Annotated in this window: 24 protein-coding genes, 2 tRNA genes and 1 pseudogene; 9 read left to right on the top strand and 18 right to left on the bottom strand. The window is 43.3% G+C overall.

All coding sequences use genetic code 11. The annotated features are described in order from the left end of the window. Positions 1-144: 144 nt before the first annotated feature. Complete coding sequence (locus NAF19_RS26655) at positions 145-3,027, bottom strand: sensor histidine kinase (protein ID WP_252793416.1); 2,883 nt, start codon at positions 3,025-3,027, stop codon at positions 145-147. Positions 3,028-4,020: 993 nt separating this feature from the next. Here NAF19_RS26655 and NAF19_RS30875 point away from each other — a divergent pair. The 3 genes from NAF19_RS30875 (at position 4,021) to NAF19_RS26640 (ending at position 5,806) form a co-directional block, all read left to right on the top strand. Beyond that, positions 4,021-4,155: a helix-turn-helix domain-containing protein gene (locus NAF19_RS30875; RefSeq protein WP_370362918.1), complete on the top strand. Its 135-nt coding sequence runs from the start codon at positions 4,021-4,023 to the stop codon at positions 4,153-4,155. A 162-nt stretch (positions 4,156-4,317) separates the two neighbouring features. Next, a complete protein-coding gene (locus NAF19_RS26645) occupies positions 4,318-4,677 on the top strand; it encodes a plasmid mobilization protein (RefSeq protein ID WP_252793415.1) in 360 nt (119 codons plus the stop codon). Next, on the top strand, positions 4,652-5,806 hold the full coding sequence (locus tag NAF19_RS26640; RefSeq protein WP_252793414.1) for a relaxase/mobilization nuclease domain-containing protein: 1,155 nt from the start codon (positions 4,652-4,654) through the stop codon (positions 5,804-5,806). The genes NAF19_RS26645 and NAF19_RS26640 overlap by 26 nt, the downstream gene beginning before the upstream one ends. An 83-nt stretch (positions 5,807-5,889) precedes the next feature. On the opposite strand, the gene NAF19_RS26635 is transcribed toward NAF19_RS26640, so the two are convergent. From NAF19_RS26635 to NAF19_RS26615, 5 genes and pseudogenes are all read right to left on the bottom strand, one after another. Further along, positions 5,890-6,273: a helix-turn-helix domain-containing protein gene (locus NAF19_RS26635; protein WP_252793413.1), complete on the bottom strand. Its 384-nt coding sequence runs from the start codon at positions 6,271-6,273 to the stop codon at positions 5,890-5,892. A gap of 836 nt (positions 6,274-7,109) precedes the next feature. Next, positions 7,110-8,084 (bottom strand): virulence RhuM family protein/type II toxin-antitoxin system death-on-curing family toxin, encoded by a 975-nt coding sequence (locus NAF19_RS26630; protein ID WP_252793412.1) that lies wholly within the window; start codon positions 8,082-8,084, stop codon positions 7,110-7,112. Positions 8,085-8,141: 57 nt separating this feature from the next. Further along, positions 8,142-8,318, bottom strand: coding sequence for a tyrosine-type recombinase/integrase (locus tag NAF19_RS26625; RefSeq protein WP_252793421.1), 177 nt, complete (start codon positions 8,316-8,318; stop codon positions 8,142-8,144). A 463-nt stretch (positions 8,319-8,781) separates the two neighbouring features. Continuing rightward, positions 8,782-9,375: pseudogene (locus tag NAF19_RS26620) on the bottom strand (phage integrase SAM-like domain-containing protein); the annotation flags it as partial. Between the two features lie 309 nt (positions 9,376-9,684). After that, a tRNA-Pro gene (locus NAF19_RS26615) sits at positions 9,685-9,758 on the bottom strand. A 191-nt stretch (positions 9,759-9,949) separates the two neighbouring features. Here NAF19_RS26615 and NAF19_RS26610 point away from each other — a divergent pair. Both NAF19_RS26610 and NAF19_RS26605 read left to right on the top strand, forming a co-directional pair. Then, complete coding sequence (locus tag NAF19_RS26610; RefSeq protein ID WP_252793411.1) at positions 9,950-10,435, top strand: MarR family winged helix-turn-helix transcriptional regulator; 486 nt, start codon at positions 9,950-9,952, stop codon at positions 10,433-10,435. 150 nt (positions 10,436-10,585) lie between these two features. Continuing rightward, positions 10,586-11,866, top strand: a complete 1,281-nt coding sequence (locus NAF19_RS26605) for an MFS transporter (RefSeq protein WP_252793410.1) — start codon at positions 10,586-10,588, stop codon at positions 11,864-11,866. A 61-nt stretch (positions 11,867-11,927) separates the two neighbouring features. On the opposite strand, the gene NAF19_RS26600 is transcribed toward NAF19_RS26605, so the two are convergent. The 8 genes from NAF19_RS26600 to ruvX all read right to left on the bottom strand — a co-directional run bounded on the left by NAF19_RS26600 (position 11,928) and on the right by ruvX (position 17,628). After that, positions 11,928-12,299, bottom strand: a complete 372-nt coding sequence (locus NAF19_RS26600) for a hypothetical protein (RefSeq protein WP_252793409.1) — start codon at positions 12,297-12,299, stop codon at positions 11,928-11,930. A 253-nt stretch (positions 12,300-12,552) separates the two neighbouring features. After that, entirely contained in the window at positions 12,553-12,738 is a 186-nt protein-coding gene (locus NAF19_RS26595; RefSeq protein ID WP_252793408.1) for a hypothetical protein, read from the bottom strand. A 174-nt stretch (positions 12,739-12,912) separates the two neighbouring features. Beyond that, a complete protein-coding gene (locus NAF19_RS26590; protein WP_252793407.1) occupies positions 12,913-13,695 on the bottom strand; it encodes a peptidase associated/transthyretin-like domain-containing protein in 783 nt (260 codons plus the stop codon). 188 nt (positions 13,696-13,883) lie between these two features. Next, on the bottom strand, positions 13,884-14,717 hold the full coding sequence (locus NAF19_RS26585; protein WP_252793406.1) for a glucosaminidase domain-containing protein: 834 nt from the start codon (positions 14,715-14,717) through the stop codon (positions 13,884-13,886). A gap of 108 nt (positions 14,718-14,825) precedes the next feature. Beyond that, complete coding sequence (locus NAF19_RS26580; protein WP_252793405.1) at positions 14,826-15,374, bottom strand: glucosaminidase domain-containing protein; 549 nt, start codon at positions 15,372-15,374, stop codon at positions 14,826-14,828. Positions 15,375-15,377: 3 nt separating this feature from the next. Further along, positions 15,378-16,016, bottom strand: coding sequence for an O-methyltransferase (locus tag NAF19_RS26575; RefSeq protein ID WP_252793404.1), 639 nt, complete (start codon positions 16,014-16,016; stop codon positions 15,378-15,380). Positions 16,017-16,105: 89 nt separating this feature from the next. Beyond that, positions 16,106-17,131, bottom strand: a complete 1,026-nt coding sequence (locus NAF19_RS26570) for a virulence RhuM family protein (protein ID WP_252793403.1) — start codon at positions 17,129-17,131, stop codon at positions 16,106-16,108. An 83-nt stretch (positions 17,132-17,214) separates the two neighbouring features. After that, positions 17,215-17,628 carry a Holliday junction resolvase RuvX gene (gene ruvX, locus NAF19_RS26565; protein ID WP_252793402.1) on the bottom strand — a complete coding sequence of 138 codons (414 nt, stop codon included), beginning with the start codon at positions 17,626-17,628 and terminating at the stop codon, positions 17,215-17,217. Positions 17,629-17,874: 246 nt separating this feature from the next. Here ruvX and rbsK point away from each other — a divergent pair, with 246 nt between their 5' ends. Both rbsK and NAF19_RS26555 read left to right on the top strand, forming a co-directional pair. Beyond that, complete coding sequence (gene rbsK / locus NAF19_RS26560) at positions 17,875-18,777, top strand: ribokinase (RefSeq protein ID WP_252793401.1); 903 nt, start codon at positions 17,875-17,877, stop codon at positions 18,775-18,777. 23 nt (positions 18,778-18,800) lie between these two features. Beyond that, positions 18,801-19,802, top strand: coding sequence for a GRP family sugar transporter (locus NAF19_RS26555; protein WP_252793400.1), 1,002 nt, complete (start codon positions 18,801-18,803; stop codon positions 19,800-19,802). 343 nt (positions 19,803-20,145) lie between these two features. On the opposite strand, the gene NAF19_RS26550 is transcribed toward NAF19_RS26555, so the two are convergent. The 4 genes from NAF19_RS26550 to NAF19_RS26535 form a co-directional block, all read right to left on the bottom strand. Then, entirely contained in the window at positions 20,146-20,601 is a 456-nt protein-coding gene (locus tag NAF19_RS26550) for an SMI1/KNR4 family protein (protein WP_252793399.1), read from the bottom strand. Positions 20,602-20,720: 119 nt separating this feature from the next. Beyond that, positions 20,721-21,164: a transposase gene (locus tag NAF19_RS26545; RefSeq protein ID WP_256484493.1), complete on the bottom strand. Its 444-nt coding sequence runs from the start codon at positions 21,162-21,164 to the stop codon at positions 20,721-20,723. Positions 21,165-21,534: 370 nt separating this feature from the next. Continuing rightward, positions 21,535-21,608: transfer RNA gene (locus tag NAF19_RS26540), tRNA-Ala, on the bottom strand. 82 nt (positions 21,609-21,690) lie between these two features. Continuing rightward, positions 21,691-22,512 carry a YybH family protein gene (locus tag NAF19_RS26535; protein ID WP_252793397.1) on the bottom strand — a complete coding sequence of 274 codons (822 nt, stop codon included), beginning with the start codon at positions 22,510-22,512 and terminating at the stop codon, positions 21,691-21,693. Between the two features lie 172 nt (positions 22,513-22,684). On the opposite strand from NAF19_RS26535, the gene NAF19_RS26530 reads away from it, so the two are divergent. Both NAF19_RS26530 and NAF19_RS26525 read left to right on the top strand, forming a co-directional pair. Continuing rightward, positions 22,685-23,641, top strand: a complete 957-nt coding sequence (locus NAF19_RS26530) for a hypothetical protein (RefSeq protein ID WP_252793396.1) — start codon at positions 22,685-22,687, stop codon at positions 23,639-23,641. 14 nt (positions 23,642-23,655) lie between these two features. Then, on the top strand, positions 23,656-24,198 hold the full coding sequence (locus NAF19_RS26525; RefSeq protein WP_252793395.1) for a GNAT family N-acetyltransferase: 543 nt from the start codon (positions 23,656-23,658) through the stop codon (positions 24,196-24,198). Positions 24,199-24,234 lie beyond the last annotated feature (36 nt).

Here is a 24,234-nt window from a genome sequence, read left to right as displayed (position 1 = left end):
TATAACATGTTTGGGGTATGGTTTTAGTGATTAGAAGCTGGAGATTAGACCTTTCTAGTCCGAAAGTCCGGAAGTGCGAAAGACGGTGCACCTGTCGCTCTAACTAATCTCTAATCTCCAGCCTCTAATCACCAATTAACTAACTCACCATCTTTTCATTTTTATCGTAATTAAAAAGCACTTCCCATCATTAATAATATCAAGGGTGGCTTTCATTCTTTTGGCGCGCATCTGCATGTTTTTAAGGCCCTGACCGGCGTAAGCTGCTGTCGGCTTTTTTGGGTCGATGGTGTTTTTTATCATAATCGTCATGCCAGCCGATTGATTATTTAAGGTTATCCATACCTCGGGGCCGGTACTGTGCTTTGCGATGTTGTTAATGGCTTCTTTAAAAATAAGGTAAATGTTTTGCCTTAACAGCTGCGGCAGGTTGCTTACGTTGTCCAGACCAAACACATCAAAGTGCACCATTGCTATCTCATCCAGCATGTTGTAGGCGTGCTCTTTCATCCGCAGTACCAGGTCGTCCTTGTTATCGTTCCGTGCATCAACCGACCATATGATATCTGATATTGATGCAATAGCGCTTTTGCTGTCGGTTGATATGCGCTCCACCACTTTTGTATCCATTTGCTGCTTTATGTTCATCAACTCGCTGCTTAACGATATGCGGGTTAATGCGCTACCTATTTCGTCGTGCAGATCGCTGGCTATGGTGGTGCGCAGCAAGTGCTCATTCCGTATCTTTCGTACCCTTGCCAGCCAGGCAAGGTAAATTAACATAGCGGCCAGCAACAACGCCAGGAAATCGAATAACCATGTTTGATAAAAGCGGGGCACCGCAATAATAGTTTTGGTAAGCCATAAACGCTGATCGGTCACAGATGGGAACCGCACCTGCAGGGTATATTTTCCGGGAGGGATAGCAAACAGCGATACTTCTTCGGATAGCTGTCGCTGCTGCCAGGCGGAGCTGAGCTCTTTTATACGGAAGAGTACATATTTCTGATTATATGGCCCCGAAAACTTTAACCCGGTAAAGGTATTGCCTGGTAAAATTTCAATAACATTGCGGTTTGAAACAAAAATGTCAGTAGCTGGTGGCTGCGAGGTGTTAAATCCACTTTTAATATACGATAGTTCTACCCGGTCGGTAGGTTTTCCTGCAGCCGATTTTAAATAGTATTTATCTAAAAAAGTGAGTCCCTGGGTGCCACCAAGAATTATCTTGTGCCTGGCGGTATCGTCAAATAACGCCGAATGATTAATTTCCTGGTATAAACTACCATCAGTTGGCGGCAAGTCGGGGATCGCAAGGGGCAGCATCCCCGATGACTGATCAAAAATGCTTATACCGCCGCTGGTACCTGCTATTACCAGTTTATTCAGTTGAAGCAGCGAATAAACGTATTCGCCTGCCAGGCCGTCGCTAAACTTTATTTGCCGGGTTAATTTGCCGGCAGCGTTAATTTTAATTAAACCCTCGCCATTGGTGCCTACCCAAATACCGTCGCTATCCTGGAGGATGGCGTAACAACCCAGGGTGCGGCCTACCGGATATATTTTTTTATTGCTGCCGTCTTTACCTGCTTTAAATAAACCGCCTACCGATGCTATCCATAAATCGCCGTTTATAAACTTCATATCCTTAACAAAGCCAAGATTAACATCCGTAAGCCAGGGGTTTATCTTATAGTCGCCATTTGCTAAGGCAGTTAAATAATAAATATAGCCCAACGAGCCGGTCAAAAAGCCGTTATTGTAAGGTATAATTTTAGTGGTAGCTGTGGTGCGTAGCGGGTTTAGGTTTATGCGCACTTCATCTGTCTGTGTGTTTAACAAATAAAATCCGGCACCGCCTTCCATGCCTACCAATAGCTTGTTTTGATTAACGGGCTGCACGGTATACGCAATGTTACTGCTTATCCGTTTAAAGGTATTACCATCGTAAACAAAATGCCCCTGGTAAGTGCCCACATATAGCTTATTATTTGCCGTGCGGTAAATGCTCCTTATGCTTTTATTCTTAAAAAAATCAATGATAACCTGCTGCTTTTCACTTTCGCCGGGCATATCGCCGGATGGGCCTATTTCCAGCAAGCCCTTATCTGTTCCCACAAGGGTTTGGTTGTTACCCGGTTCCCTGCACATATCCTGTATGCGGAAATCTTTTATAATCTTATAAACCGGAAGCTCTCCGTCTTTGCGGGGCAGGGAAAGGCTGTATCGCTCATCAAAACATTCGTACACAATTTGCAGGCTGTTTTTATCATAAACTACCATGCCGTTTCCGCAATTGGCATAAACATATTTCGAATCGCACCAGGCTCGTTTTACAAACGCCAATTTTTGCATCGGGGCAGCTGGCAGGCTCCAAATAACAATGCCTTTTTTTACCAGCCCTGCCTTTTTATGCGAAAATAAGTAGGTATTACCATTTTCATCAATGGTATAGTACTCCATTCCTTCGCCTTTAACCCAGCCCTTGTACCTAAAGTATTTATCCGTTTGTTTCAAACCGCTCTCATCGGTAAATATCCACCGGCTGCCATCGCTGGTCATAAATTGAAGCGCCCCGGTTTTCAGTGTCATAAAATTAACCGGCCTGCCCGGCATTTTATACTCCCCCAAATACTTGTTGCCTATGTTATAACAAAATATGCGGTAAGTATTTGTGGACACATCCTGTAAACTAACAAACAGGAAATTATGATAGCGGTATATGGCGTCGGGAACTGAACTTTGCGGGAGCGCCGGGTTGCGGAAATCAACAGGGTGAACGTCGGTGCCATCAAAACGCCATATGCCCTGGTTGGTTACAAACCAAAGGAAGCCATCGTTATCAAGCATCATGTGCCTTATTTCCGCATGATCAAACGGCTTGGGGAGGCTGATTGACTTTACGGTTATAGAGTTTTGTGCAGCCAGCACCAAAGGGGCACAGAAGTCAACGATAATAAAAAAACAAGCAGCGATAAGGCGGTAATGATTAAGGCAAAAACAAGCGGCAGGCCAACGGGTACTCAAATTATTTCTATTTAAGTTACACGATTTTCTTTTCATTACTGTAAGGGGATATATTAAAGATAAATATACAAATTTTCAGGAACTCTTGCCAAATACGGGCTTTATGCGAGTAAAACAACAGCTCGGCGTTACCTGATTCGTAAAAGCTGCTGGGATGTTCGTCGAGCTCATAACTGCTAACTTTGTTGGTATGCGAATCATAAATTAATAGTTCACAGCTTTCTTTAAGCTAAACCTAATAACGAATGATTTGAGGATTAGCTGGGCTTGCTGCTGAAGGACTACCTGCATACCGGCAATGAAAGTAAGCTGGATGCGTTTTTCTCACTGCACAGGGGAACGTTCTATCGGAACAAAATCATTCAGGGATTCTATCGTCAACTATATGCATTGAATAAAAGCCTGCCTGAGAAGCAAAATCTTGTTATCCTTCTACGGTAGATATCAAACATAACTACCGCGCAGGCATCAACCATTTTCAATTATTAAGGACGGATTGTTGGCGACCGTCGCAGGTAAATAGTTTCAACAAAAAAGTGCTGAGAAATGCGGGGAAAACAAATATGCTTCGAAGCAAAGCAAAGCAAGCCATGTATTCGCCATGCGAATACGGCTTGCCGGGATACCCGGACCCGATATACTTCACTTTGTTCAGCACATCATAAAAGCCAAATTGAATAAAATCCTGCCAGCCGCTCCGCGTCCAATCCCATAACTACGGCTGGAAATTCCATGCGCTAAACCTGGGCTTATACCTAAGCCGAGTTGCCGCTAATAAAATTATTTTAGGTTGCCAACCTAAAAACCACCTTATGGATTTAATTGGCTCCGCGACCTTTGCTGCATTAATTAAAATTGAATTATGTCAGCACAAATTGTCACCAAAGAAGACCTGGATGAATTCAGGGAGAAATTACTAAATGATTTAAAGGGATTGATGGTAAACCATCGGATGAGCCTAAGAAATGGCTGAAAAGCTACCAGGTTAAAAACATGCTCAAGATTTCGCCTGGAACATTGCAAAACTTGCGGGTAAACGGAACACGGACTTTTACCAAAATCGGCGGGATCATGTATTACAAGTATGAGGATATCCTGAAGATGATGGAGGGAAATAAAAGTAAATAGCGACAATGCGCTATAGCTATGTAGTTTGTTATATGTCGTTGTCGCAAGTTTAGTTGCTATTGGAATGTCAACGGCTATATAACTATTTATCTATATAGATAGGTTGCATTATAACAACCGGGGTATAGAGCTATATATCACTTTTATGAAATTATCAGATACATGGCAAGGCCTAAAATCAGTGAAGCGGAACTCCGTTCTGTAAATTTTACAATCCGGTTAACGCCTGGTGAACAACGCGAGTTGGATGATGCGGCTGAAGTTTGCGGGAAGACACCAGCCGTCATCATACGGGACAAAGTTTTTAAGGGGAGATTCCCAAAAGCGAAAATGCCGAAGCTTGATATGTCGACCTACCTGCAAATAAAGAAGATTGGTGTTAATCTTAACCAATTAGTAAGACTGGCAAAGGCTGGTAAAATCAGCGTGGACTTATTAAGGGTGATATTGGAGGTTCGCCGGCAGCAGCGAACAATTATTGATAAGTTGTTCGAAGATGATAGCGATTCAAAAGATAGGTAAAAGCTTTATCGGTGCCTTGAAGTACAATTTACGGAAAATGGAATATCCAGAAACAAAAGGACGCGCGGAGTTGCTGGATACGAATTTTACAAACCTTGATTTGAACAGGATAAAATCAGAGGTAGACTTAATGAGAGGATTGAGGCCGAATTTAAGCAGGTATGTTTATCATACCAGCCTTAACTTTTCTAAGGAAGAGGAAGCTAAGCTAACGAATGATATGCTAGTGGATATTTCGCACGATTACCTTGAGGGGTTAGGGTTTACCGATAACCAATATTTTGTTTTTCGGCATTATGATGCCGACCATCCGCATGTACATTTGCTGGTTAACCGGATTGCATTTGACGGGACGGTTGTTTCAGACAGTAATAACTATAAAAAGAGTGAAGCGATCTTGCGAAGACTAGAAGAGCAGTATAACCTTATAGCTGTAGAACAAAGTAGCTATGCAGCTCAAAGGGCGCCGAAGAAGGATGAACTGGAAATGGCCATCAGGACAGGGGTGCCTTCAGAGAAAATGCTGTTGCAAGAGATATTAAAGCCATTAATCAGCAAGCCTGGCATTTCATTGCAGACGTTTATAAAGCACGCTGAAGCGGCCGGGGTTTATTTGCTTTTCAACCAGGCATCGACTGGGAGGATAACTGGGATCACTTATTTCCATGATGATTTTATGATCAAAGGGCAGGCCTTGGGTAACCGGTTTAAATGGGCGGAACTGATTAAAAAAGTTAATTATGAGCAAGACAGAGATGGCAAGGCAATTAGCGAAGCAAACCGCCGCACAAGGGCAATTTACGGAGAACTTTCCACCGGAAGACCGGGAGCATATGAGCGAGGCGGACAACGAGGTGCGGGACTTCCTGCTGAAGCTTCACGAGATTTACCAAATGACGGTAAGCAATCAGCAAATGTTGGCGGAATTAAAAACGAAGGTAATACAGGTAGAGAAAGACCACTGGAAACAGATCAGGATGCTAATATGGTGGATAATGGTACCGCTCGTGATGAGTATCATCGGTTCGTTGATGCTATCCGCATCGAAATAAGTGATGATATTGATGATGAAGCTATTCTTGGAAGGAACCGACGGAGAAAGGGTATGGCGAGGACAAATACCAGGTAATATAGCTGGGATAGTTCACTACATCGATATATAGCTGTATCGCGAGATATGTATTTAACTATTCAAGTATATAACTGAATAGCTTACTTGCCTTTGAGAAGTTCGTTTTTTTCTTTTTCAGCCAGTAACAGACGTTCCAGTAAAGTTATCTTTTCATCATACAATTCAACTATTTTGTCAATAGGATTAAATGTACAATGATGGCGAAAATCGCCAGAACTACTATCATGAAAATTATTAAAATAATTAAATACAGCTTCCTCTGAAAAACTTTTTATTGCGTCGGAAGAGACGCCTAATACTGTTGCAATTTTTGCCAGAACTTCTTCTTCCACTTCAGCGCTTTGCTCGATCTTGGAAATGGTCTGCTGACTAATGCCGAGTTCAAAGGCTAAGGTATCTTGTTTCATGCCACGCAGTTCGCGGATCTTGCTGATTTTTCTTCCAATGTGTAAGGTCTCTGCCATGGATCAAATGTATTACTTAATTGTAAAGGTACAAAACAAGCTAATCTTTGTGAAATACTAATCAAAATGGTATAGTACGCGAATGACTGATCCAACCTTTGATTATTGCTTCGACGCAATTACCGCAAGGAGACCGCTAAGACAAAGCAACAGTTGGAAAGACCGGAGGAGGCGAAGTTTTTTAATTTGCTGCGATCCACTTATTTGGAGGCCCGCTACAAAAGTGACCTTTGCTTGGAGGAAACTACAACAAGCAGATGTCCTGAAGTTTCAGCTATTGTTGAAGAAGATGGAAGTTTTTTATTTAAATTGATTGCCACGCCTTAAATTTAAAAATAGTGTCTAAAATAAACACCCCGTTGGAAGGGCAGCCGCGGCAGGCGGCTGCATTGCACCTCGCGCTATGCGCTGGGTTTCATTGCGCCGTCAGCCTCGCTGCCTGGATTGTTGCAGGAGTGCTGCTCGTTCCTCGCGCACACCTTCTTCTGGATTTTGGTATGGCAGTACCATTGCACCACGTTCACAAAATTAGCACCGCAGGAAAACCGTAAAGGGTATAATAAACCGGGCTTTTATTTCTTTGGAGGCATAAACCCGGCCCTTGACTGTTTTCCTGCTTGCTGCTTCCTGTTGTTTACGTATTGCAATGGTATGGTGTGGCAAGGTCGGCGGGGAAATGACGTTCTTGTTTACTTTAAGCGCTACTTTACAGTACAAGGGTCGCGCATGGGTGGAAATAGGTTTGTAATGATTACCCAAATATTCCAGGCACTAGATCACACGAAGGTTAATTTAGTTCTTTAAAATCAGACCCCATACATCCGGCGCTGGCCTTTTCAGTTCTTTGAATTGATCAAATTGACAACCACTTTTACCATCATATCTTTCTCATCAGGCTTGCTTTCAGCGATCATCAAGGTAAGCGCCACCAATGCATTGTCGGCCATGCGCTTTGTGCCATCTAATTTGTAAAGTACCCGGTTTCGTTCCAGGAACCACACGAATAAATATGCTGCAATGCGTTTGTTACCGTCTGAAAAGGAATGATTTTTTACGACAAAATACAGAAGATTAGCGGCCTTTTCTTCAATAGTCGGGTAAAATTCTACACCACCGAATGATTGATAAATTGTGCCAATCGAGCCTTTAAAAGAGTCGTCTTTTTCATTGCCAAATAAAGCGCTGCCTCCGAATTTGTCTTTCAGGTCTTTAATGGCTTGCATCGCATCTTCATACGTGGCGATGAATAACTGTTGATCTGTAGTACCCTCCAGTGTTAACGCCTGATGATCGTACTGGTCCAGTATATCTAAAGCATAACTATAGTCTGTAATGACATTTAATAATCCCGTTGCTTCCTCGGACGTCAGCTCTTTGTTTCTAAGTACATTGCTTAAGAGATTGACTGTTTGTTTTAATTCAATGAACTTTTCTGCCTGATCTTTTAATTTTTTTTCATTGATGGCATAGCCCTTTAGCAGGTAGTCTTTCAGTACTTTATTGGCCCAAATACGGAATTGGGTACCTTGGGTTGATTTTACCCGGTACCCGATCGAAATTATAACATCAAGACTGAATGAAGTGACCGGTTTGTCGGAATTTGCAATATGCAAATTTTGCATATTGCTTTTTTCATCTAATTCTCTTTCGTTGAAAATGTTTTTTATGTGCCGGGAAATAACCGATTGGTCACGTTGGAACAAGCTTACCATCTGAGCTTGGGTCAGCCATAGTGTTTCATTATGTAATTTTACATCTATAATGGTATCGCCGTCAGCACCTTTGTAGATTATAATTTGATCATTATTCATGGTTTTTAAATTTAAGCTTTTCTAGTGTTATTAATCGTTTGTCCGGTTTTTTCTGTGTTATTCGGCTTGAAGTTTTATCATCAGATTCTGCATATCTGCGCCAATTTTACCGTCAAGCACTTTCGCGTAAATCTGGGTAGTAGTTAGCGTCGTATGCCCGAGCATCTTGCTCACCGTCTCTATTGGAACCCCGTTTGATAAAGTAACTGTTGTTGCAAAAGTGTGCCTTGCGATGTGAAAAGTAAGCGGTTTCGTAATACTGCACAGGTCTGGCTATTTCTTTGAGATAACTATTCAGCTTCTGATTACTCAAGGTTGGCAAAACCGTACCTGCCGCCAGTGCCAGCGGGTGTCGTTTATACTTTCTGACAATGCCTAATGCCTTTGGAAGTAACGGCACTTTAACAGGCTCATTGGTTTTTTTCCTGTTCGTCATGATCCATATATTATCTTCTGATTTTTCAACTAAATGGGATGGTTTTAAATTGAAAACATCAATGTAAGCCAAGCCCGTATAACAGCTAAAAACAAATAGATCTTTAACAATCTGCAGACGTTCCATATTAAAATCCTTGTCTTCAATTCGGGCGAGTTCTTCCTTGGTCAGATGTTCCCGCTCTACTTTCAAAAACTTCAATTGGTAGGCATGAAAGGGATTCCGGTCCAGCCATTCCAGCCTCACGGCTAGGTTGATCATTTTTAAAAATCGTTCCAAATGTTTCATCACGCCATTTGTTTCTAACTTTCGCTGCCCCTTTTCAGGCTTTCTCTTACGCAGGAAATACTCAAACTCCGTGATAAATTTGTAACTAAGTTCCGATAGATATTTGTCCCTGGTTTTATGACGCTTCTCCATAAACTCCCGGACGTATTTTTGTGTGGTATAATAATTCTTCATGGTTCCCGGCTCTAAAATATTTCCCTGATCGTCATTATGATATTCCATCAATTTGGTGAGGGTAAATTCCGACTGGTCCTTTCCTGTAAATTTGTCCCTGACGAGTTCGGCGGTAATCAACCGTTTGTGCAATACAAGTTCCTGGTAGGATTCCACGATCCCGGAACGGTATTTTTCAAGGTAATTGTTTAATAGTGCCATTTCTTCTTTGGTGCCTTTGGCCATCCCCTTGCCTGCGTTCCAGTTGTCAGGGTCCACCGTTCGTTTGATAGAAATATCCATTCTGGCGCCATTTATAGTGATTCTGGCGTAAATCGGGGCTTTCCCCGATTGTGTGGCTTTATTCCTTTTTATGTAAAAAGTAATGCCGAAGGTGTTGTTTGCTGTGCTCATATATTGTCATTTATTAAGTTAAAAAAGCATCATTTGATGTCATTTGGACGACGCTCAAAAAGGGGCACAACACTAAGGCTATTTTATCCGCTTAAAGGGCCTCAAATGGCATCAAAACTTATTAACTAATTCATTGACTATCAGTTTAATAAACGCTTTCTGTGGCCCTAATTTAAAAAATTAAAAAGGGGCACCGAATAGGGCACATTTTCTTTGATATAACTTGATTAAATAGGGGGGTGTAAAAAAGTAAAAACCCCCTAAATCATACGATTTAAGGGGTTTTTGACTTTGTTGGGGTCAATTTTGTCGGGATGAGAAGATTCGAACTTCCGACCTCCAGCACCCCATGCTGGCGCGATACCGGGCTACGCTACATCCCGAAAAATTTATCCGGACTGCAAATATATATTATCCTTAATAAATTCCTAAAAAAACAAACACAACGAATCGTCCTAACGATGTGGGAGTATGTTCCGCATTCTTTTACCCTCCCATGATAATCACCCCTTCCACTGCAAACATTTCCATCGTATATTTGTAAGGCAAACTTATTAGTTTGCCTTACAAATAAATGAACAATCAAACTAACACCCAATTTGCATCCGACCTGCGCACGGCAACCACAAGACTGATAAAAAAGCTGCGAAAGGAATCACCAACAGGGTTACAGTTATCGTTAACCGAGCGGTCGACTATGGCGCAGCTTTATCAAAATAAAAGCATGTTGCCGAGCGAGCTGGCGGCTAATGAGATGATTACCAACCAATCCATGTCGCAGGTATTAAATCATTTGTTTGAGCTGGGGTATATTGTGCGTGTGGCCTCGGAGACGGATAAACGCAAAGTAAATGTTTCGCTATCTACTCATGGTGAGCATACCTTAATGCAATTCCGGCATGAGCGGGATGAGTGGCTGGCGTCGGCTATTACGGCTGTGTGTACGCCGGAAGAGCAGGCGGCGCTGAAGGTGGCGATAGGGGCGTTGGTAAAGATTGTGGGACACACTCCGGGCGTCGTTGCGAGGAACGAAGCAATCTCTGCACATGCAAATCAATGAAACTGAGGCTTTGTGGCAGCCTACCAGCCGCGTTTAGGTCACCACAATTATCTAGGTTCATGAATGTCCAGCGTAGAGGTTGCTTCGTTCCTCGCAATGACGGGACTAATTAACTTATAATGAAAGATTTAAGAGGGAGAGATATAATTAATGACAACAGAAACACTAACATCATTCAGGTTATTCAGGGCTTTTAAGAGCCGCAATTACAGTTTATATTTTGCCGGGCAGTCGGTTTCGTTGATCGGCACGTGGATGCAGAGGACGGCGGTTAGTTGGGTTATCTATTCGCTAACGCATTCAACCTTGATGCTGGGGGTAACGCTTTTCGCCAGCCTTTTTCCTTCTTTTTTATTTTCGCTGATAGGCGGCGTGGTGAGCGACCGCTATAACCGTTACAAGGTATTGCTTATTACACAAATCGCCTCGCTGGTGCAGGCAGGCCTATTGGCCATATTGATATTGCTTAACCATTACCAGGTTTGGGAGATCATCGGCCTCAGCGTTTTGCTGGGCATTATCAACGCCTTTGATGTGCCGGCGCGGCAGTCGCTGGTTTATGAGATGGTCGACGATAAAAGGGATTTGCCAAATGCGCTGGCATTAAATTCGTCGATGGTAAACTTGTCGCGCATTGTTGGCCCGGCGCTGGCCGGTTTGGTGCTGGAAGGGTTGGGCGATGGTGTTTGTTTTTTACTAAATGCGCTAAGTTTCGTAGCGGTAATTGCATCGTTGTTAATGATGCGGTTGGCCAAATTCATTAAGAAAGAGCACAAAAAAGACGTTTTCGGCGAGTTAAAAGAAGGTTTTGCTTATATAAAACGTACGCCCTCGATTGCTTTTGTACTGGTAATGCTTGCCCTGGTGGGCCTGATGGTTTTGCCGTTTAACACACTGATTGCCTATTATGCAAAAGACGTATTTAAAGGTACAGCATCAACATTCGGTGTAATTGACAGTTTTATCGGGCTGGGTGCATTTTCGGGGGCCATATTCCTGGCATCGCAAAAGGCGGGGGCTAATCTTAAAAAAATATTGTTTATCAATACGCTGGTGTTTGGCACCGGGCTTATTTTGTTTTCGCACGCGCACATTTACGGGCTTGCCCTGGCTTTTGCCACAATAGCCGGCTTTGGGATGATGTCGCAAATTACGGTGAGTAGTACCCTGATACAAACTACCGTGGAGCCCGATATGCGGGGCCGGGTTATCAGCTTTTATGTGATGGCGTTTTTTGGGATGCAACCGCTCGGTGGATTGCTGGTGGGTGTCGTTTCCAAATGGATTGGCCCTGCCGACACCCTGATGTGCGAAGGCATAGCCGCATTACTGATCGGTCTGCTGCACTGGCGCTATTTACGCCGCGAGAAACTTAAACATGCCGCGGATTTAGTGTTGAAGGAAGAGGAACATCCGTTGCAGACTGTTTAATTTTCCGTCGCATTAAAATCCGACACTACAATACGGCCCGGGGTGGTCTTTCTAACTGTTATCAGGGTGTAATTATACCGGCATCAATCTTCAACTGCGATGCATCGGTAACGTATATAGCGGGCCTGCCTTTATAATCTACAATTTTACCGGAAAGGCATACACTGCGGCCCTTAAAGTCGCGCTCGGGGTGCCAATTGAATTTGGGGTTTTCGGGCCCTTTTACCAGTGCCGTTAAATATTGACCAGTTTCGCTGCCCAGGTAAAGCAGTGTAACGTTTTCGCCTTTTACCACCGCGGTGGCATAAACTCTATCGCATATCATCAGCGTTTCGCCCAAATGCTTTGATGCATCTTTAGCAGCAATCTTTTTTTGTGCCGAACAGCTAAATGCGAGCAAAATAAAAGCGGGAATTAAGACTAATGATTTCATAAAATAAAATTACTAAAATGAATTTACTCTTATAAACGCTGTTTGGTAAAAAGAATTGTGAGAAAGGGCCTGTGGCCGTAGCCGATTAACCGCAGAGCACGCTAAGAAGGCACGGAGAGCACGGAGCCTGTCAATTCAATAAGTCTTCTCTGTGCGCTTTGTGTCTTCACTCTGCGCCTCCGTGGTTAAATTAAGCAAAATAAAAAAGCCGCCCTATGTTTAAAACAAGGCGGGTTTTCTATTTAAATGAAGCTTACTTCTGAGTTTTCACAAGTGTCGAATCTTTTTTCTTGCTTGTTGAATCCTTCTTCATTGGTTTGGTTTTCTTTTTCTTTGATGTGTCAGTTTGCATTGTGTTTGTTTTGCTTACTGTTGCATGTGCATATACACTTCCGAATGAGATTGCTGCTAAAGCAATCATACTAATTAGTTTTTTCATGGGTTTTTCAATTTAGTGATAACAGTATATACATAAAGGTGCCAAACGGCTGGATTGCTGCCAATTGCCTGATTGTTATATTGTTATATATTCTGCATTAAAAACAATGTGTGGAGTTTCTCCACAACCTGGCGATGTTTTCAGCAAAAAAATGGAGGAATAATGTCTGTTTGCTCAATTTGTCCCGGGCGGTGTGACAAGCTTTGGCAAGGCATAGGTGCGCTGGTTACGTAAATAACGGCGCAGGTTGGCGCGTATCATTGCCACAAACTCGTATTCGGTGGCTGTTTTGGTGGTGTAAAAGCCCGGGCGGTAGCGCGTCATAAATGCGGTAAGCTTATCGTCTGCCAAGCCGGTAATATGCCCTACGTAGGTGCGATTAAAACGATAGTCGATGGTGTTTTGCTCAAAGTCGGTTTCAATGGTGTTGCGCAGGCGTTCAGCATTGCGGCCGCTTTTGCTGATGGAGTTCCATAAAGCATCGATACTTAATCCGGCGCCACTACCCGGCGAAGAACTCAAAAAATTATCGTATGCAAGTGAGCCATAGGCCTTGCTGAATTGCTGTTTGGTGGCTATCAGCCTGCGCTCAGGACTAAACGCAGTATCGTGTATGGTTACCTCGCGCAGGCGTATGGCCTGAGGTGCCATGTAAATGGCCAGTGGGGTGTTGTCTTTAATTTTAACGGTATCGGGGTGGTACTCGGCGCGGGCAAAAACGAGTTGGTCGCCGGCCTGGGCCGCTATAGTAAATTCGCCTTTTAAATTGTCATACGCAACTATGCCTGTGGTGATGTTATGGACGCTTACGGTTGCAATGCGGTCGTGGCTCTCTTTATCGAAAACAATACCCGAAACCGTTTTTCCATCGCCTGGCACAGCAACCGCAGCTGCTTTATCCTGCGAAAAACATTTGCCTGCAATTATTAAAAAGAAAAAAATTAAACCCCATTTCATTTGCGACGCTAAAACTACAGCTTTCAGCTAATCTTACGGATACTATTTAACAATAATTAACAGCATTTCGACGAATTTGGCAGGGGGGCTTAAAAAACAATATCGAATGATGAAGCATAGCCACCATTCGATATTCAAGATTTATTGTTTGTTTAAAAAACCTCTCTTCGTTGCTTTAATGCGCTTCCTTACCGCGTCACCACAATCTTCTGACCAACTTTTACAGTATTACCCGCAATATTGTTAATCGATTTCAGGCTGTCGACAGCTATCCCAAAACGTTTGGAAATGTTGTATAGTGTGTCGCCGGGTTTTATAACGTATGTTTTAGTGGTTATTGGCGGATTTTGGATCGAGTCTTTCGCGGCCTTATCTTCTTTTTTGTAGATAGTGGTAAACACGCGGTCTACCCTTTTAATTTTAGCTACTTCGCTATCGGGGCTATCGTACTGGTCAAGGTTATATTTTTCAATGATGTTAATCAGCATCTGAGGGTATTTAGGGTTGGTGGCATAACCGCCTTTTTTAAGCCCGTAAGCCCAGCCTTTGTAATCGTTTTTATCCAGTTCGAACAAATGCGTGTAGTTTTTCTTTTGCAGGAAAACGGAGTGGTCGCGGAAGGAGTCTTCCGGTTTATCATAAACCCGGAAAGCATCGTTCGCATTGTCATCATCCTTATAATATACTTTGCCAGTCCAGTTTGGCGAGGTTTTTATGCCAAAGTGGTTATTGGCTACCCGTGCCAGTTCGCCATTCCCGCTGCCCGACTCAAACAGGCCCTGCGCCAATGTTATACTTGCGGGTATGCCGTATTGGTTCATCTCCTGTATGGCGATGTCCTTATATCTTTCAATATATTGTACTGATGTTTGCGGCTTGAAATCAGCCGCTGCGGCCGCGCCACGCTCTTTTTGAATGCTCCGGTTATTTTTGCGGGCAGCCCTGTCGTTAACAGCCCCTTTACGGGCCGAACAACCTGTTGCAAAAAATAACCCTATAAATAAATATACGATTTTCCTCATCTCAATAATAAATCAATATCATGGGCCTGGTTTGTCCGGGCCCTAATTATGCCTTATAACGGAGTTTGTGGTAAGTAGGTTGCATTAAGCAGCAAAAACCGGTATTTTTTACCTGTTTTGTGCTATTTCGGCCTGGTTTGGCTGATTTTCAGCATCATTCGGGTTTTCGTCGAAATTGTAAAGGTGATATTTTTTGATAATGCCCATTACCTGCGATGCCCAGGTATGGCTGCTGCAGTAGCCGCGTTTTTGAATACCACGCGCCCAGCCGGTGTAATCTGTATGGGTAAATTTAGCAGCCAGGCCACTAAACTCGCTGCGCTCGGTCATAATGCGGGCAAAATCCTGGAAGGAGTCATATACCGATTGGTAGCGTTTATATTTTGTTTTTACAACCTTGTTATGTTTAACGAAGGTTGCGCCGCCGCCGCCCTTTACACCAAACTGGTTGTTAAGGTTTTGCGCCAGCGTGCTGTTGCCGCAACCCGACTCGTGCATGGCAACACCTAAAACAATGCTGGCCGGCACGCCGGTTTGGTGCATAATTTTTATGGCATCATCTTTAAACTGATCGATATACGATTTGGGGGTGTTTTTTTGCGCAACGGCCAATAGTGCTGAAGACAGCAACATTGTAACTAGTACGAGTTTCTTCATAATTTACTTTTTTCTGATGACCAGCAATCCATCACGCACGGGCAGAATCATTTTTTCTACACGGCTGTCTACGGAAATGCGGTCATTTAGTTCGCGGATGAGCGCTGTGTCGGCGTCATTATCTTCGCCATACACTTTCCCTTTCCACAAAACATTATCAATTATTATTAATCCTCCGGACCTTACTTTGTTTAATACAAGTTGAAAATAGGTATAATTATTCTTTTTGTCGGCATCAATAAACACCAAATCCCATTTTTTAACGTCTAAAGCAGGAATTATTGCGGTGGCATCGCCAAAATGCTGTTTTATTTTTTTGCTAACATTTGTTAAGTTAAAGTGTGAATTGAGCATCGGCTCCAATTCGCGGTTAACTTCTATGGTATGGATAACGCCATCTTCGGTTAAGCCTTCGGCCAGGCAAATGGTAGCATACCCGGTAAATGTGCCCACTTCTAAAATAGCTTCCGGCTGCACCATTTTACTCAAAAAACTAAGTACCCGCCCCTGGTAATGGCCCGACAGCATATGCGGCCGCAACACCTTTAAATAAGTCTCGCGGTTGATAACCTGCAGCGCTTCCGGCTCGGGCTCGCAGTGGTTATCGAGGTACGTTTGGAGGGTGGGATCCAAAATTTCCATGGCGCAAAAATAGGAAATTTATTTTTAATGGAAATTTAACCTTCGTCGTTTGCGATTGAATTTGATATAGTTCATTGATAACTAAATCTTTACAAACCACCCTTGTCGCCTTTTTTACCCAGCTTTATCCTTTTTATCTCTTTATCAAAATCGCTTTCAAACTTTTCGTCTTGCACAATCCTGAATTTATCATATTCTTGTTCAGCTAATTCTACGGCCACGTCGTGCTTTACAGACCCTGCATCTTGTAACAGTTGATATTCGTTAAATTTCAGGAACGCATCGAGACGAACTATCCAATCTGTCATTTTCATAGATATTTGCCGGGATGCCTGCAATTCGGCAAAGTCAAGGTACATTGTAACTATTCTTTCCAGGTCTTTAATTTCTTTTTCAACCAGGTAGTTTTTTGCTATGGTTATATCACTTTTCAATATCTTGCCCGATGGTGAATTTTTCCATGTTTGCAATCCCATATTAGGCTTATCGGCATCGGCCCGTTCAATTATGAGTTGTGCTGCAGTTTTTCCGGATATAGCAAAATGCAGTTTGTTTTGAACTGTTTTAAAAAACTTTTGAGTTACAGCCGCATCTTTATTATAATCGATACTGCACTGTTCATAAATATCCGTTATTTTAAGATAGAAACGCCGTTCACTGGCACGAATCTCCCTGATGCGCTCCAAGAGCTCATCAAAGTAGTCTCTGCCGAACCTCTTACCTTGCTTTAAACGTTCGTCGTCTAATACAAACCCTTTAATTATAAACTCTTTAAGTATTTTGGTGGCCCAGATTCTAAATTGTGTTGCCTGGAAACTATTTACCCGATAGCCAACGGCTATAATTGCGTCAAGGTTGTAGAATGCCGTTATATATTTTTTTCCATCATTGGCAGTTGTTTCCATTTTGGAAACAACTGAAGTTTCGTTGAGTTCATCACTTTCGAAAATGTTTTTTAAGTGCTTACTAACAGCCGGCACCTCCACGCCAAAAAGCTCAGCCATCCGTTTTTGACTAAGCCAAAAAGTCTCGTCATTAAATACTACTTCAATTTTAACACTACCTGTCGGCGTGTTGTAAAATATGATATCATTGGGTTGAGAGGGGTCATTCATAGTATGAGATAATATAAGAAGAGGAATAAAAGTTTCACAGGGAAATTCAATTAAGGCTTAAAACAGTCAGCCGGATTGTATTATCAAAACCGTGTAGTATCCATATATGATTGTAAAAGTATCACTGCCGATATCGTATCCACCAACTCCTTATTCTGCCTATTCTTTTTGTTCATTCCACTTTGGGCGATGGTAGCCGAAGCCATTTTGGAGGTGAACCGTTCGTCCAGCATTTCAACGGGGATTTGGGGAAAGGTTTTGTTGAGCAGGTTTACAAAGCCCTTTACATGTATGGCCGATTGGGACGGGGTATTGTCCATCTGCTTGGGTTCGCCTACAATAAAGCGTTCTACCGGTTCGGTTTGCAGGTATTTTTTTAGGTAGTCGAGGATATGCATGGGGTGGATGGTATCCAGGCCGGTGGCGATAATTTGCATCGGGTCGGTAACGGCGATGCCGATGCGTTTGGTGCCGTAGTCGAAGGCCATTATTCTCATTTGGTTGGGGAGATTAGCGGTTGGAGGTTAGAGATGGGCTTGAGCATGTGGCAAAGATAAACCGTTGATTTCGATGATGGCCTGATTTCATTGATTTTTTATGCATATCGTATTCGTTGCACGCATCCCCTATAGTTTTTTTCTTCTTTTCAAATAAAATCCGCTAATTTCAATGATAATTATAAACAGGCATTTCGTCCATCTTTCCATCCCGCCTGCATTACCGATTTAAAACCAATTATCCTGATGAAACCCTATATTGTTGTAGTGGGAAGTTCAAATACCGACATGGTTGTTAAGGCCGCGCTTTTACCGGCGCCCGGCGAAACCGTTTTGGGCGGCACCTTTATGATGAATGCCGGCGGCAAAGGCGCTAACCAGGCCGTTGCAGCGGCGCGACTGGGCGGCAATGTTGTTTTTATCGCCAAAACGGGCGATGACATTTTTGGGAGACAGGCCATTGAATTATTCAAGCAGGAAGGAATTGATACCGGTTTTATTATCCCGGATACTGAAAACCCATCGGGAGTGGCGCTGATAACGGTTGATGCCAATGGCGAGAACTGTATCGTGGTGGCATCGGGCGCCAATGCCGCTTTAAAACCCGCCGATCTGCAACCGGCAGAACACATTATTGAAAATGCCAGCCTGGTATTAGTACAGCTCGAAATCCCCCTGGAAACGGTCGAATATGTTGTAAACCTGGCGGCGGCAAAAAATGTACCGGTAGTGCTTAATCCTGCGCCGGCTTGCCCGCTACCTGACGATCTGCTGCGCAATATTTCTATCATCACCCCTAACGAAACTGAGGCCGCATTACTTACCGGCATTAAAGTTACCGGTCGCGACAGCGCTGAGGCGGCTGCCAGGGCGCTTGCTGCAAAGGGTATTGAAACGGTTATTATTACTATGGGCGCCGAAGGGGCCTTACTGCTGCACAATGGCGTGTGTGATTTTTTTGATGCACCGGTTTGTGATGCTGTTGATACCACCGCCGCCGGCGATGTTTTTAACGGAGCCCTGGTTGTAGCACTTTTTAACGAACAAACCATTTTGGAAGCTGTGCCATTTGCCATCCGAGCGGCATCCATCTCGGTGTGCCGTATGGGGGCGCAGGCATCGGCGCCGTACCTGCACGAATTGAACTGATTTTAAACCTAATTAATTACGATATGTTTATCATTTCAACCTATCCTGTAGCCGTGTTATTTTGTGTCATCACTATGATTTGCTGGGGCTCGTGGGCCAACACCCAGAAAATTGCTGGCAAAAACTGGCGCTTCGAGCTGTTTTATTGGGATTACGTTATCGGCGTCGTGCTGTTTTCGCTGCTTTCGGCATTAACGCTGGGCAGCTATGGGCACGGCGGCCGCAGCTTTTTAGCCGACTTAAAACAAGCCGACAGCGGCAACCTGATCAAAGCCTTAATAGGTGGCCTAATATTTAACGCGGCGAATATTTTATTGTCGGCGGCCATTTCTATTGCGGGTATGGCGGTGGCTTTCCCGGTGGGTATTGGGATTGCGCTGGTGGTGGGGGTTGTGGTCAATTATGCATCGGTGCCGCAGGGGAACCTGCAGTATATTATAATCGGCATAGTTTTAATTATGGCCGCCATAATTGTAAACGCCATTGCTTATCAAAAATCGAACAAAAGCAACAAAAAACTCTCGTTTAAAGGGCTGCTGTTATCCGTTTTGGCGGGCTTGCTGATGTCGCTGTTTTACCGGTTTATTGCGTCCTCAATGGACCTGTCGAATTTTGAGCAACCCGCCGTTGGAAAAATGACGCCTTATACCGCCGTGTTTATTTTTTCGCTCGGCATATTTATCAGCAATTTTGTATTCAACAGCATCCTTATTTACAAACCCTTTGAAGGCGCCCCAACCAGCTACCGCGCCTGGTTTAAAGGCAAATTCACGCTGCACCTTACAGGCATACTCGGTGGACTAATTTGGGGCGTCGGCAATTCATTTAACCTGATCGCCGCCGGCAAAGCCGGGCCCGCCATATCATATGGCCTCGGCCAGGGTGCAACCATGGTTGCCGCTTTTTGGGGTGTTTTTATTTGGAAAGAATTTAAACAAAAGGACACTTCAACGGGCGGGTTGATTACGGCAATGTTCGTGTTGTTTATTGCCGGGTTGGGGATGTTGATTTATTCGGGGGTATAGCGGTAAACGCGCAAAGCGTTCCATTTTTGTACGGAACACTCGGAACGCTATGAAACACGCTGATTATCAGGCGCTCCAATTTTATCGTAAATATAATTAGCCGATGATAACCTGCGGCCAAATACATCAACCTAAAACACGGTGGCAAAACTTATAAAATATATTCCTTCCGGATTATGGAATTTGTAGTTACGGCTTTTGTTTTAAAACTACAAATTTTGTGTTGTAAAAATAGCCCGCTTTGTTTGTAAAGCGGGCTAACTGGATGTTGTTAAGAACGCGGGCTACATATCAGCGGACCACCAGGCTCTAGCCTTGCAGCAGCTTGTGAAGTTGAAAAATACTATTGAATATCTCTTATTCTCTTTGCAAGAAATTCTAAAAAGTTATCAGCATATTTGCCGTTGTAATCTGCAAAATCAAGATAAACTTGATACTCTCTATTTTTATCGAATTTCGTTAAATCAAAATAAAAAACCTCCGCTCTGTCTGTTTCCTGAATAACCAATTGGTTGAGATTAGATGATTGATTTCTTCTATTAAGCTCGTTAATATAAACGATATCTCCCCCTACAACTTCATCAAAATCCATTTCGTACACACTAAAAATTTCTTCTCCAAGCACTTCACCGCCAGAATAGTTTTCTAACCACCAGGTATAGGACGGCGGGAATGTGACGTTTAAACGATCTTGTGCTTTCTTAATCCATGCTTTAGAAACGCCTTGACTAAATTCTCCAAAATTTATTATATCAGCATTTTCAATTATCAATTGTTTTATTGATTCATATGTTTCCATAAATTGTTATTCTTTAGATTAATTTTTGTGCATTTTAGTTTCTTCTGCTTTCGCTGCCGCAAGCGTCCCCCCGCTGTCCGTAGATTGCATCTACGGACAACTATGCCTGTAGTTTCTAACTACAGTATATCAAACAAACAATCTACATCAATAATCTGATCAAGCCCGGCATAATTGGACGCGCTGGAATAAATATAGTCTTCCGCACGATAAACCAGGCCAGCCACAACCGGATTTTGATGAATATAGTCTATTCGTTGTTGTATAAATTCGCGTGATATTAATTCAATTGGATGATTATCGTGCTCCCATAATTGATACGTGTCGTTACGTGCGTTCCGCGACGCATAATACTTAAATTGATGAAGCATCCATTCGCGGCGACTTTCAACGCCACTGTTTTCAATATCATCAAGTATGCTCTTTGATGTATGTTTTTTGCAATCTCTTATAAAGCCACTTACGGTAAAACCTTCATCTGCTGATACAATTAAATGTATATGGTTCGACATGATGACATAAGCATGCAAATGCAGTCCTTTATTTTGCTGACAGTGTTTCAGCTATTCAATCACAATTTCGCGGTAGGATTGGCGGGTAAAAATGTCAATCCAGCCAACAACCGTAAAAGTAAGATAATACATTGCCAGCTGATCGCCTATGATATAACCTTTGCGTGCCATGAAATGATAAATTAGGTTGTGGTAAATATAAATAATATGCCTGTAGTTAGAAACTACAGGCATAGTTGTCCGTAGATGCAATCTACGGAGAAGTTATAGGGTGTAGCAATACCGCTGAACGTGGCCTAAAATAAAATCAAAAGCTAAAGAGTGGAATTTTCACCCATTTAAACCTATGTTATGTTTTACTTGTGTTTTACTTGAAAGAAAAAAAGCTTTACGATGTATCGTAAAGCCCTGATTATCTAAGTGGAGAATATCGGAGTCGAACCGATGACCTCTTGCATGCCATGCAAGCGCTCTAGCCAGCTGAGCTAATCCCCCGTTTTGCGGAGGGCAAATATATTACATTAAGTATTAAAATAAAACATTTATTTAACTTAATGCGACACAGCCTGCCAGGCAACTATTGTAAACCCACTACCTCCACATTAAGTTCCCATTTTTTGTCGTGCAGTTTCCAGATACGCAGGTACGAGCCGTTTGATATTTTATCGCCGTTTTTAACAATAGCTTGCCCGTAAACATAGCCCAGTTCACCCGACTTGGCGATGCCGCTGCCTATTAGTGTATAGGTAAAATCAGCCCGCTCAGCATCGGCAGCCTGGGTGGTAATATAAGGCTGGCCCGGGCGAAAAATTTTAACGGCAGAATTGCTGTTTTGCTGATAGACGCTGCCTGTTGCGGCAATAAATTTTGATTCGGCGGCCAGTAACGCCTTGTTGGTGGAATGGCCGGCTACGGCAAAAGTTGGGGTACCGTAAGCCGGTAATTCTTCAGCCCTGGGTTTCGCATGTGATATACCAAGGTCAATAGCGGCTTTCCAGGTGCCATCGGCCTGCTTTTTCCATATGGTGATGTAGTTACCAAAGGCCCCGGCATCCTTGTCGGCTTTGTTTTCCCGGTACTCCCAGGGACCTGTTGTAAAACCCAACTCGCTAGATGCTTCGACGTCGGCAAACGCAGGGTACCAGCTCAGTTTCGAACTGTCGGGTTTTATGGTTGCCCAGCGTTCTTTACCGTTAACCGGCTGGCCTTTTTTAAAAAAAAGGCCGTCGTCAGCTAAAAAACGCATAAACGCCTGCTGTGTGCTGTGTTCCACAGAATACTGCGCGAAAGTCTTCTCGGCAGCAACCAGGTTTTTAAAGTCTGATTGTGCGAATGTAAATACCGGGAGCGCTATCAATAGGGCGTAAAAGCCCTTAATGCCGGCTTTTTTTAGTTGCATAATATTTAACTTTAAATATACAATATGCTGCAAATTATTCAACAGTAAAATCCCCCGCGCAGGGGGATTTTAGCCGTGGGCATTTTAACTAGTTTTGCCGACCTGATGGGTGATTAAAACCGCATATAAGCTTCCGTTGGATTATAAATAAACCAATTAAACACCCTGTTAAATGATAAAACAGTTTACAGCGCTATGCCTGTTATTCATTTCCACTCATTGTGCGTTTTCTCAAAGCACCTACCCGGACAATAATCTGCCCGGAGACACCCCGCAACTATTTGCCCGCGGAATTTTGACCGACGGGTTGGCCAACCGCGATTTTACAATCTCGCCCAAAGGCGACGAGATATTTTTTACCGTTCAGCATTTGAGGTTTGCAAGCTTTATCCTCAGAGTGGCAAAAGTAAAAGGGGTTTGGGGCAAACCGGAGATGGCACCTTTTTCGGGCGTTTTTGCCGATCTGGAGGCTACTTTTTCGGCCGACGGCAATACGATATTTTTTGTTTCGAACCGGCCATTAAAAGGCAGTCAGCCGAAAGATTACGACATTTGGAAGGTATCGCGCGGGGCAGATGGTAAATGGGGTGAACCGGTTAACCTGGGGCCAACGGTTAATACCGACAAAAATGAATATTACCCCAGTGTTGCAAAAAACGGCAATTTATATTTCACAGTTGAAGCACCTTATGGTAAAGGCGGCGAGGACATTGTGGTTTGCAAGAAAACAGCCGATGGGTACGCTGCGCCCGAAAGCCTGCCCGAAGCCATCAATTCAAAAACCGGCGAGTTTAATGCCTTTGTCGACCCGGATGAGCAGTTTATAATATTCGGCGCTGAAAGCCGCGCGGGCAGGGTGGGTAGCGGTGACCTGTACATGAGTAAAAAAAATGATGCGGGCATTTGGCAACCTGCGCGACAGTTACCCGTACCTATTAATTCAACGGGCCTCGACTATTGTCCTTATGTTACTGCGGATAAAAAGTATTTAATTTTTACCAGCAACCGCCTGCGTAAGGAATGGGATAGCGACAAAGCCGTTACTTATGATGAAATGAAAAATTTGATAACTGAACCGGGCAACGGGCTCGACGATATTTATTGGGTAAAATTTAACCCCGATTGGTAGGGGACTGAACGGAGATGAGCATGCCCGGTGACGATGAAATAGTATTGAGGAAGTTTAAACGGCACAATTACCCGGCCATACATAAAATCTTCCAGGTAAATTGCCCTTCGTATTTTGCTGAGTCGCAGGGGCGCAACCTGTCTGATTTTTTGGACCGTAATGCTCAAAACTACTATGTGGTAGTAATAGGCGATGAGATAGTTGGCGGCGGCGGGTATAGTGTAAACTATTTGAAAACAGCTTTTATATCGTGGGTGATGTTTAAGCCGCAGTTTCAGAACCGGCAGCTTGGCACTTTAGTTTTGCGACAGGTTATCAAGGAAATAAGGGACGGAAAAAATGCGGAAGTTATCGAAGCACTGGCGTCGCAGCATTCTACGGCATTTTTTAATAAATTTAACTTTACCTTGCTCGACGTTAACCCCGATTTTTGGGCCGACGGCCTGGATTTACACCTTTTCCAGCTAAAAGTTAAATTTAAAAAGTTTGAACCTCCTGTTAAGAAACAGGGTTTTAAAAAGAAGGGCTGGGAAATAAAAGGTAACAAAGGCACTTAAATAACCGATAGACCGGCAATGTATTCAGTTCCTTTT

Source organism: Mucilaginibacter flavidus, assembly GCF_024055575.1.
Classification (GTDB): Bacteria; Bacteroidota; Bacteroidia; order Sphingobacteriales; family Sphingobacteriaceae; genus Mucilaginibacter; species Mucilaginibacter flavidus.
This window is presented reverse-complemented; position numbering and strand designations above follow the sequence as displayed.